Below are 922 nucleotides of genomic sequence, written 5' to 3'. Positions count from 1 at the left end.
CGATCTTCTTTGGGATGTCTCCGTCCGATGGCCTCTGGACGCGCCCCATGAAGGGGCCCGAGGCGCTCAGTATGCGTTCGAACTCGAGGCTCGTGACCACGTTGGGGTAGCGTCCATAACCATACTTGCCGACCACTGTGGGGTCGAAGGCCTCGATGCCCGGAGACAGGATGATGGCCCCCACGTTCAGGTCGAACGTCTTATCCTGGTCCTCGTAGGCGAGGGCGTCGGCCAGGCAGACGTTCTGGCACAGCCCACATCCGATACACTTCTCCCTGTCTATCGTGAATACCAGGGGAACCGCCTGGGGATAGTCTATGTAGACCGCCTTCCTCTCGCTCAGGCCCTGATTGAAAGTGTCGATCGCGTCCACGGGGCAGAACTCTGCGCACAGGCCGCAGCCGTTGCACTTCTCGATGTCGATGTATCTCGGAGACTGGAGGACCGAGACGGTTAAGTTACCAGCCTCCCCCGATAAGCCGGTTACCTCGGCACAGGTATGGATGTCGATGTTGAGGTGCCTGCCGCATTCGACCAGCTTGGGGGACAGGATGCACATGGAGCAGTCGTTGGTCGGGAAGGTCTTGTCCAGCTGGGCCATCACGCCTCCTATCACCGGGGACTTGTCGACGAGATGGACCTTGAACCCCGACTCGGCCAAGTCAAGGGCGGCCTGGATTCCGCCGACTCCCCCGCCGACGATCAGCACAGAGCCGACTCTGCCCTTATCCGATTCGGAGATGTGTTTGCCGTTCAGCTTAGCCGCCCCAAGGCTGGTCTCTATGGCGCCATCACCCTCCGATCTTCCTGTACCTCGGGCTGCTCCCGTCGATCTCCGTGACCGAGACGAGCCCGTCGCTCTCAAGGGCTACCAGGTTCCTCAGGACCTCTCTCGGAGGGAGCCCCACGACCTCGGCCATCT

1 protein-coding gene is annotated in these 922 nt (G+C 61.3%); it reads right to left on the bottom strand.

The window, feature by feature from the left end:
* On the bottom strand, positions 1-709 hold a 709-nt coding region (locus LN415_09845), incomplete at its 3' end, for a 4Fe-4S binding protein (GenBank protein ID MCJ2557387.1).
* Between the last annotated feature and the right edge of the window lie 213 nt (positions 710-922).

The organism is Candidatus Thermoplasmatota archaeon, from assembly GCA_022848865.1.
Lineage (GTDB): Archaea > Thermoplasmatota > Thermoplasmata > RBG-16-68-12 > JAGMCJ01 > JAGMCJ01.
The sequence above is the reverse complement of the archived record's forward strand: the minus strand, read 5'-3'. Positions and strand labels throughout refer to the sequence as shown.